General features: G+C 42.9%; 10 protein-coding genes and 2 pseudogenes. 8 read left to right on the forward strand and 4 right to left on the reverse strand.

Translation table 11 applies throughout. From position 1 onward, the window contains the following. The 7 genes and pseudogenes from SMIDD26_RS12790 to pyrE form a co-directional block, all read left to right on the forward strand. Positions 1–239 (forward strand): annotated as a pseudogene (locus SMIDD26_RS12790) (spermidine/putrescine ABC transporter ATP-binding protein); the annotation flags it as partial. Next, a complete protein-coding gene (locus tag SMIDD26_RS04700) occupies positions 220–1,026 on the forward strand; it encodes an ABC transporter permease (protein WP_000753801.1) in 807 nt (268 codons plus the stop codon). The pseudogene SMIDD26_RS12790 and the gene SMIDD26_RS04700, both read left to right, overlap by 20 nt. Next, positions 1,023–1,796 (forward strand): ABC transporter permease, encoded by a 774-nt coding sequence (locus SMIDD26_RS04705; RefSeq protein WP_000712740.1) that lies wholly within the window; start codon positions 1,023–1,025, stop codon positions 1,794–1,796. Before SMIDD26_RS04700 ends, SMIDD26_RS04705 begins: the two co-directional genes overlap by 4 nt. Then, positions 1,793–2,863, forward strand: coding sequence for an ABC transporter substrate-binding protein (locus SMIDD26_RS04710; RefSeq protein WP_050240977.1), 1,071 nt, complete (start codon positions 1,793–1,795; stop codon positions 2,861–2,863). Before SMIDD26_RS04705 ends, SMIDD26_RS04710 begins: the two co-directional genes overlap by 4 nt. 289 nt (positions 2,864–3,152) lie before the next feature. Then, a pseudogene (locus SMIDD26_RS04715) lies at positions 3,153–3,345 on the forward strand (hypothetical protein). A gap of 231 nt (positions 3,346–3,576) precedes the next feature. Next, positions 3,577–4,278 carry an orotidine-5'-phosphate decarboxylase gene (gene pyrF, locus SMIDD26_RS04720; protein WP_061439231.1) on the forward strand — a complete coding sequence of 234 codons (702 nt, stop codon included), beginning with the start codon at positions 3,577–3,579 and terminating at the stop codon, positions 4,276–4,278. 33 nt (positions 4,279–4,311) lie between these two features. Continuing rightward, entirely contained in the window at positions 4,312–4,944 is a 633-nt protein-coding gene (gene pyrE / locus SMIDD26_RS04725; protein ID WP_061439233.1) for an orotate phosphoribosyltransferase, read from the forward strand. Between the two features lie 166 nt (positions 4,945–5,110). On the opposite strand, the gene SMIDD26_RS04730 is transcribed toward pyrE, so the two are convergent. Genes SMIDD26_RS04730 through SMIDD26_RS04745 form a run of 4 tightly spaced genes read right to left on the reverse strand, consistent with a single transcriptional unit; the run spans position 5,111 to position 8,068 of the window. Continuing rightward, positions 5,111–5,980 (reverse strand): cysteine ABC transporter substrate-binding protein, encoded by an 870-nt coding sequence (locus SMIDD26_RS04730; protein WP_061439235.1) that lies wholly within the window; start codon positions 5,978–5,980, stop codon positions 5,111–5,113. An 11-nt stretch (positions 5,981–5,991) separates the two neighbouring features. Next, positions 5,992–6,750, reverse strand: a complete 759-nt coding sequence (locus SMIDD26_RS04735; protein WP_061439237.1) for an amino acid ABC transporter ATP-binding protein — start codon at positions 6,748–6,750, stop codon at positions 5,992–5,994. Continuing rightward, on the reverse strand, positions 6,751–7,428 hold the full coding sequence (locus SMIDD26_RS04740; RefSeq protein WP_061439238.1) for an amino acid ABC transporter permease: 678 nt from the start codon (positions 7,426–7,428) through the stop codon (positions 6,751–6,753). Further along, complete coding sequence (locus tag SMIDD26_RS04745) at positions 7,388–8,068, reverse strand: amino acid ABC transporter permease (RefSeq protein WP_061439239.1); 681 nt, start codon at positions 8,066–8,068, stop codon at positions 7,388–7,390. The genes SMIDD26_RS04740 and SMIDD26_RS04745 overlap by 41 nt, the downstream gene beginning before the upstream one ends. Before the next feature lie 215 nt (positions 8,069–8,283). On the opposite strand from SMIDD26_RS04745, the gene lctO reads away from it, so the two are divergent. Beyond that, positions 8,284–9,388, forward strand: a 1,105-nt coding sequence (lctO, locus tag SMIDD26_RS04750) for an L-lactate oxidase (protein WP_061439240.1), incomplete at its 3' end; no start/stop codon positions are given.

The raw sequence follows: 9,388 nt of genomic DNA on the forward strand, positions 1-9,388 counted from the left end.
ATGAAATTATCGCCTATGACGAACTTGGAAATGAATGGATGATCCACTCGACTCGTAAGGCCATCGTGGGTGAGGAAATCGGACTGGACTTTGAGCCAGAAGACATCCATATCATGCGTCTCAACGAAACTGAAGAAGAGTTCGATGCTCGTATCGAAGAGTACGTAGAAATTGAAGAGCAAGAAGCAGGTCTGATCAATGCAATCGAGGAGGAAAGAGATGAAGAAAACAAGCTCTAAACTCTTTGTAGTGCCCTACATGCTTTGGATTGCCCTCTTTGTGTTGGCACCCTTGGTCCTGATTTTCGGTCAATCCTTTTTCAACATTGAAGGCCAGTTTAGCTTAGAAAACTATAAATCTTACTTTGCGTCACAAAACTTGACCTACCTCAAAATGAGTTTCAACTCAGTGCTTTATGCAGGGATTGTGACCTTTGTGACCCTGCTTATCAGTTATCCGACAGCCCTCTTTTTGACCCGTCTCAAGCACCGTCAACTCTGGCTCATGCTGATTATCCTGCCTACCTGGATCAATTTGCTCCTCAAGGCCTATGCCTTTATCGGAATTTTTGGTCAGAATGGCTCTATTAACCAATTCTTGGAATTTATCGGAATCGGCTCACAACAGTTGCTCTTTACCGATTTCTCCTTTATCTTTGTTGCAAGCTACATCGAGCTACCCTTTATGATTTTGCCGATTTTTAATGTCTTGGACGATATGGATAACAATCTCATCAATGCCAGCTACGACCTCGGTGCGACCAAGTGGGAAACCTTCCGTCATGTCATCTTCCCTCTATCTATGAACGGAGTGAGAAGTGGGGTCCAATCGGTCTTTATCCCAAGTTTGAGTCTCTTCATGCTGACCCGTTTGATTGGTGGGAACCGCGTTATCACGCTGGGAACAGCCATTGAGCAGAACTTCCTGACCAATGACAACTACGGTATGGGTTCAACCATCGGTGTGATTCTCATCCTGACCATGTTCATCACCATGTGGGTGACCAAGGAAAGGAGAGAACGATGAAAAAATTTGCCAACCTTTATCTAGGACTGGTCTTTCTTGTCCTCTATTTGCCGATTTTTTACCTGATTGGCTATGCCTTTAATGCAGGCAATGACATGAATAGCTTTACAGGCTTTAGCTTGAGCCATTTTAAAACCATGTTTGGCGATGGTCGTCTTATGTTGATTGTAACTCAGACCTTTTTCTTGGCCTTCCTGTCAGCCTTGATTGCGACCATTATCGGGACTTTTGGTGCCATTTACATCTACCAGTCTCGTAAGAAATACCAAGAAGCCTTTCTATCACTCAATAATATCCTCATGGTTGCGCCTGACGTTATGATTGGTGCCAGCTTCTTGATTCTCTTTACCCAACTCAAGTTTTCACTTGGCTTTTTGACCGTTCTTTCTAGTCACGTGGCCTTCTCCATTCCTATCGTGGTCTTGATGGTTTTGCCTCGTCTCAAGGAAATGAACGGTGACATGATTCATGCGGCCTATGACCTTGGTGCCAGTCAATTTCAGATGTTCAAGGAAATCATGCTTCCTTACCTGACTCCGTCTATCATTGCAGGTTATTTCATGGCTTTCACCTATTCGCTAGATGACTTTGCTGTGACCTTCTTTGTGACGGGAAATGGCTTTTCAACCCTATCAGTCGAGATTTACTCTCGTGCTCGCAAGGGGATTTCCCTAGAAATCAATGCCCTGTCTGCCCTCGTCTTTCTCTTTAGTATTATCCTAGTCGTTGGATATTACTTTATCTCACGTGAGAAGGAGGAGCAAGCATGAAAAAACTCTATTCATTTTTAGCAGGAATTGTAGCGATTATCCTGGTCTTGTGGGGAATTGCGACTCATCTCGATAGTAAAATCAATAGCCGAGATAGTCAAAAACTGGTCATTTACAACTGGGGGGACTATATCGATCCTGAACTCTTGGAGCAATTTACAGAAGAAACAGGAATCCAAGTCCAGTACGAGACCTTTGACTCCAACGAAGCCATGTATACCAAGATCAAGCAGGGTGGAACGACCTACGATATTGCCATTCCTAGTGAATACATGATTAACAAGATGAAGGACGAAGACCTCTTGGTACCGCTTGACTATTCAAAACTTGAAGGTCTTGAAAATATCGGACCAGAGTTCCTCAACCAGTCCTTTGATCCAGGCAATAAATTCTCCATCCCTTACTTCTGGGGAACATTAGGAATTGTCTACAATGAAACTATGGTAGATGAAGCGCCTGAACATTGGGACGACCTTTGGAAACCAGAGTATAAGAACTCTATCATGCTCTTTGATGGGGCGCGTGAGGTGCTGGGACTGGGGCTCAACTCCCTAGGCTACAGCCTCAACTCCAAGGATTCCCAGCAGTTGGAAGAGACAGTGGACAAGCTCTACAAGCTGACTCCAAATATCAAGGCTATTGTGGCGGATGAAATGAAGGGCTACATGATCCAGAACAATGCTGCAATCGGTGTAACCTTCTCTGGTGAAGCTAGCCAAATGCTAGAAAAAAATGAAAATCTACGCTATGTGGTTCCGACCGAGGCCAGCAACCTTTGGTTTGACAATATGGTCATTCCCAAAACAGTCAAAAATCAAGATGCAGCCTATGCCTTTATCAACTTTATGTTGAAACCCGAAAATGCCCTCAAAAATGCAGAGTATGTCGGCTATTCAACACCAAACCTACCAGCTAAGGAACTGCTCCCAGAGGAGAAAAAAGAAGACAAGGCCTTCTATCCTGATGCTGAAACCATGAAACACCTAGAAGTTTATGAAAAATTTGACCATAAATGGACAGGAAAATATAGCGACCTCTTCCTACAGTTTAAAATGTATCGGAAGTAGGAGTAGAATGTCCGAAAACGAATCAGTCAAGCTGGTTCGTTTTTTATATAGAAGTCAGTTTTTACAGCCCTATATTTTCTATTTTATACTCAATGAAAATCAAAGAGCAAACTAGTCGCAGGCTGTACTTGAGTACGACAAGGTGACGTTGACGTGGTTTGAAGAGATTTTCGAAGAGTATTAGTTGCTTATTTGTTTGCCTAGTAGTATACTAAGCTTAACCTTATAGAAAGCGGTAACAAATAATGGAAGTGTCTACTTTTTTCAAAAAAGTTTCTGGCCAACCTTTTTGACTGTTCAGCAAACTGTTATACTATTACATTTAAAAGATGGTTTGGATCGACAATACCTAACAACTGAGTCCATATATTGGGTGATAGGCACCTTTCTATTTGGAAATATTCTAGTAGCTGTGTTTAGTAATATGAAAATCTGGGATAAAAAGAGTGATAGCAGTAAAAAAATATATCCTGAAAAAGTAAGTAGAGATGTAGAGAATGGGGTTGATTAAATCATGTTTTTACTTGACAAGTGCTAGTAGAAATAATAGAATAATAGAAAACCTTTAAAGCAGTCCAGAGAGGCAGCTAAGGTTAGACGGTGAAAGGGTGGAGACTACCCATTTTTCGTGGAACCTTGCTGTTGGCAGGTTCCTTTTTTCGTGGCTTCTTGTGGCCAGACTCTCTCACTAGCAAAGGTAAAAGGAGAAACCTATGCGAGAACATCGTCCAGTCATTGCTCTTGATTTTCCTAGTTTTGAGGCGGTCAAGGACTTCTTAGCTCTTTTTCCAGCAGAAGAAAGCCTTTATCTAAAGGTAGGGATGGAGCTCTATTACGCAACAGGGCCTGATATTGTGTCCTACTTGAAAGGCTTGGGTCACAGTGTCTTTTTGGATCTCAAGCTGCATGACATTCCCAATACAGTCAAATCAGCTATGAAGGTCCTGTCTCAGCTTGGTGTAGATATGACCAATGTTCATGCGGCTGGTGGTGTAGAGATGATGAAGGCTGCGCGTGAAGGTCTTGGAAGTCAAGCAAAATTGATTGCCGTCACTCAGCTGACCTCAACCTCAGAAGAGCAGATGCAGGATTTTCAAAATATCCAAACTAGCCTGCAAGAGTCTGTGATTCACTATGCCAAGAAGACAGCTGAAGCGGGATTAGATGGTGTTGTTTGCTCAGCTCAGGAAGTGCAAGTCATCAAGCAGGCTACCAATCAAGATTTTATCTGTCTGACACCGGGCATTCGTCCTCAGGGAGCTGCTGTTGGAGACCAAAAACGCGTGATGACGCCAGCAGATGCCTATCAAATCGGTAGTGACTATATCGTAGTGGGACGTCCCATTACTCAAGCTGAGGATCCTGTTGTAGCTTATCATGCCATCAAGGATGAATGGACGCAGGACTGGAATTAAAGAACTAGATTATAAAAATAAAAGGAGAAGACCATGACACTTGCTAAAGATATCGCTAGCCACCTCTTGAAAATCCAAGCCGTTTACCTCAAACCAGAGGAGCCTTTCACTTGGGCATCTGGTATCAAGTCACCCATTTATACGGATAATCGTGTAACTCTTGCCTATCCAGAAACTCGTACTCTCATTGAAAATGGTTTTGTGGATGCTATTAAAGAAGCCTTTCCAGATGTAGAAGTGATTGCAGGAACTGCAACAGCAGGGATTCCACACGGAGCTATTATTGCTGACAAGATGAATCTGCCATTTGCCTACATCCGTAGCAAACCAAAAGACCATGGAGCTGGTAACCAAATCGAAGGTCGCGTAGCTCAAGGTCAAAAAATGGTAGTGGTTGAAGACCTCATTTCAACTGGTGGTTCTGTTCTTGAAGCTGTTGCAGCAGCTAAGCGAGAAGGAGCAGATGTGCTTGGTGTTGTAGCGATTTTCAGCTACCAATTGCCAAAAGCAGATAAGAACTTCTCAGATGCAGGTGTCAAACTTGTGACGCTTTCTAACTACAGTGAACTCATTCACCTAGCTCAAGAAGAAGGCTATATCACACCAGAAGGACTCGATCTTCTAAAACGCTTTAAAGAAGACCAAGAAAATTGGCAAAATGCTTAAGACATAGAAAATCAGGTAGTCACTAGGATTACCTGATTTCTTTTTGTGATGTTATTGGATCTTATACTCAATGAAAATCAAAAAGCAAACTAGGAAGCTAGCCACAGACAGTACTTGAGTACGGCAAGGCGAAGCTGACGTGGTTTGAAGAGATTTTCATTGAGTATTAGTCAACTTTTCCGCCCTCAACAACCAGGTCATCTGCTTTAGCAGCGTCACCGTAGGTTGGGTGAAGTGTTTTTTCATAGGCCTTATGGAAGAAGTTTTCCTTGCCTAATTTTTCAATATCTTTATTGATGAAGTCTAGCAATTCTTGGTTGCCTTTTTGAACTGCTGCCGCAATGGTATCGGGATCACCAAGGGAAGTAATTCCAACTTCAAATCCTTTATTTTCAAGCGCCCAAGCTAGGACTTCAGTATTGTCAGTAGAGAAGGCATCTCCACGTCCGTCAAGAAGGGCTTGGTAAGAGTCACTGTATTGGTCATATTTTTGGAGTTTGATTTCTGGATGATTCTTTTCAAAATAAGTTTCAGCAGTTGTTCCTTTTGTGACAATCAAGGTTTTACCTTCAAGTTGTTTGACGTCTGTAATGAGACTAGTCTTAGGTGATACGACACCCAGAGAAACTTTCATATATGGAAGGGCAAAATCAACTTGTTTCTTACGTTCGTCAGTTACTGTAAAGTTGGCGAGGGTAATATCCACCTTGTTTGAAATCAAGTATTCAGCACGGTTGGCAGCATCGACTGAAACGTATTTAACCTTGACACCAAGGTCTTGGGCCAGTTGATTCCCAAGTTCGATATCGTAGCCTTGGTAAGAACCGTCATTGTCAACGTAACCAAAGGGTTTCTTGTCTCCAAATACGGCGATTCGTAGCTCACCGCTTTTTTTGATTTCATCGATTGTGCGAGCCTTGGCAGTGGTTTTACCAGACGATGAACCAGCGTTTCCACCTGAGCTACAAGCTGTGATAAAGATAAGGGCAAAGGCAAGTGCCAAAACAGTTAAGAGTGGTTTGTTGAGTAGTTTCATAAAAATCTCCTTTATAGATATGAGCCAAATTGGCTAAAGTCAAAGACGTTTAAAAATTCCTGAGCACGTTTGGTTTGCGGATTGGTAAAGAAGGCTTGAGCCGTTCCCTCTTCAGCGATTTTCCCTTGGTCTAGGAAGATAATGCGGTCTGCAATAGCTTGGGCAAACTGCATTTCGTGGGTTACTAAAATCATGGTACGGCCTTCTTGGGCCAAGTCATTGATGAGTTCCAGAACTTCACGCACCATTTCTGGATCCAGCGAAGCAGTCACTTCGTCAAAAAGGATGATTTCTGGATGCATGAGGAGGGCACGGACAATTGCAACCCGTTGCTTCTGTCCACCAGATAATTGACGCGCAAAGCTATGTTGTTTATCCAGCAAACCGACACGCTCTAGTAATTGCAAAGCTTCTTCCGTTACTTCTTTCTTGTCCCTTCCTTGAGCTTTGATAGGGCCTAGGATGAGGTTTTGTAAGACATCCAGATGGGGAAAGAGTTCATAACTTTGAAAGACCATGCCAATCTTTTGGCGAACTAGATGAAAATCTTTTTTATTTGCAACGATAGACTGACCATCCAGCAGGATATCTCCTCCTTGAATACTTTCTAAACCATTGAGGCAACGAAGGAGGGTACTTTTCCCACAACCAGAGGGTCCTAGAATGACGACAACTTCCCCTTTATTGATTTGTAGGGATAGACCTTGGAGGATGGGATTGTCTCCGAAGGATTTTTTGAGTTCCTTGATTTCTAAGATAGTTTCAGACATTTAGTTCCTCCAATGTTTTTCTAAGTGAGTGGATAGTTTGGAAATAGGGAAGCAGACTGCGAAATACAAGACTAGAATGGTTCCATAAATCCAAAAGGAAGCAGTTGGGATAGTCAGGCGATTGCTATCAATGATTTGTTGTCCAACCTTAGTAACCTCAACAACCCCAATCAAGACAACCAAGGAAGTTGTTTTGATCATCCGAGTGACAAGATTGATAGCCTGCGGTAGCAGTCTTCTCAAGACCTGTGGGATGATGATGTGGTAGTAAAGTTGAACATTGGTCAAACCTAGCGCCTGTCCACTTTCAAACTGATGTTTAGGGAGGGAAGTGATGGCTCCACGGACCAAGTCCCCCATTTCAGCTGTTCCCCAGAGGGTGAAAACGATAATAGCAGAAGTCTCGCCTGAGATATTGATATTAAAGTTTCGAGCCAAGCCAAAGTAAACGATGAAGAGCAACACCAGCTGGGGCATGATACGGATAAATTCCAGATACAATCGTGTTAAAAATCGTATGATTCTAGAATGGGAGGTCATGATGATTCCCATGACTGTTCCGAACATCATGGATAAGAGGACAGACAGGATAGAAATTCCAATCGTGACGCCTAATCCCTGTAAGATTCTCAGGAGATTATTTCCCTGTAAGAGTACTTGGATTCCCGAATCCTGCATGGCGGAGCCTCCTTTCTATCCAGCTAAAGACCAGTGAGACGGGTAGTAACATGATAAGGTAAGCAACTACCAACATAGCAAGCGCAATGTCTGTCTCATAGTAGAGCCCAATCAAGTCCTTGGCGACGTACATGAGGTCGGCCAAAGCTACTGCTGAGAAAACAGAGGTTTCTTTGATGAGGAAAATGACATTGGCACTAAAAGAGGGGAGTGCCACCGCTGTTGCTTGCGGAAGAACCACATAGCGAAAGACTTGTACAGGTGTCAGACCGATAGCTAATCCAATCTCCTGCTGGGTTTGACTGACGGCTTCCAGCCCACTTCGGAAAGATTCTGCCATATAGGAGCCTCCTAAAAAGACCAGTCCTAAAGTGGCACAGACTTCTGAAGATAGGACAATCCCGATTCTAGGAAGTCCGAAATAGAGAAAGAAGAGTTGAATCAAAAGGGGCGTGTTGCGTGACAATTCAATGTAGGCTGTCGCTACTTGCGCCAAAACAGGAATTCGATAATGCCGGATGATACTAACGATTAAACCGAGCAGAAAGGATCCCAGAATTCCCCAAACTGCAATATGCAATGTTAGAAGAAATGCCTTTTGATATAGTGGTAGATATTGTTCAACAATGGACCAATCCAAAAATAGAACCTCCTATCTAGAAATAATACAGTTATTGTAGCACTTAAAATCTTCTTTGGATAATATCTATTTTTTATTGCCGTGATAAGGATTTTTTATCATTGTCTTACAATTTCTGAAATTTCCAAACAAAATATTTGAAAAGTTTTGAAAAAAGAGTTAGGATATTTTTGTAATATACAAAGTAAACGTTTACTTATTAAGGAGGACATTTTATGTCATACAAAACAAGCAATGCAGAAGGTCATGTAGATTTCATCAATACCTATGATTTGGAGCCAATGGCGCAACAAGTTATCCCTAAAGCAGCATTTGGCTATATCGCTAGTGGGGCGGAAGATACTTTTACTTTACGTGAGAATATTCGCGCCTTTAACCACAAACTCATCGTTCCGCATACGCTTTGCAATGTAGAAAATCCAAGTACAGAGATTGAATTTGCAGGTGAAAAATTGTCTTCACCAATCATTATGGCGCCTGTTGCGGCTCATAAATTAGCTAATGAACAGGGTGAAGTGGCGACTGCGCGTGGTGTGCATGAGTTCGGTTCTCTTTATACAACCAGCTCTTACTCTACTGTCGACCTTCCAGAGATTTCTGAAGCCCTTCAAGGGACACCTCATTGGTTCCAATTTTACTTTAGTAAGGATGATGGCATTAACCGCCACATCATGGACCGTGTGAAGGCTGAAGGTTATAAAGCGATTGTCTTGACGGCAGATGCTACTGTAGGGGGTAATCGTGAGGTTGACAAGCGTAATGGTTTTGTCTTCCCAGTTGGCATGCCGATTGTTGAAGAATACCTGCCAGAAGGTGCTGGTAAATCAATGGACTTTGTTTACAAATCAGCTAAACAACGCTTGTCTCCACGTGATGTAGAATTTATCGCTGAATACTCAGGACTTCCTGTGTATGTCAAGGGACCACAATGTCGTGAGGACGTTGAACGTTCGCTTGCTGCAGGTGCCTCTGGTATTTGGGTAACCAACCACGGTGGCCGCCAAATCGACGGTGGACCAGCTGCCTTTGACTCGCTTCAAGAAGTGGCAGAAGCAGTTGATAAACGTGTGCCAATTGTCTTTGACTCTGGTGTTCGTCGTGGTCAACATGTCTTTAAAGCCTTGGCTTCAGGAGCAGACTTGGTAGCTATTGGTCGCCCTGTTATCTATGGCTTGGCTCTCGGCGGTAGTGTTGGTGTGCGTCAAGTCTTTGAACACTTGAATGCGGAATTGAAGACAGTCATGCAGTTGTCTGGAACTCAGACTATTGAAGATGTCAAACACTTCAAGCTTCGTCACAACCCATACAATCCAACCTTCC

It is taken from the genome of Streptococcus mitis (assembly GCF_001579035.1).
GTDB classification, from domain to species: Bacteria; Bacillota; Bacilli; order Lactobacillales; family Streptococcaceae; genus Streptococcus; species Streptococcus mitis_J.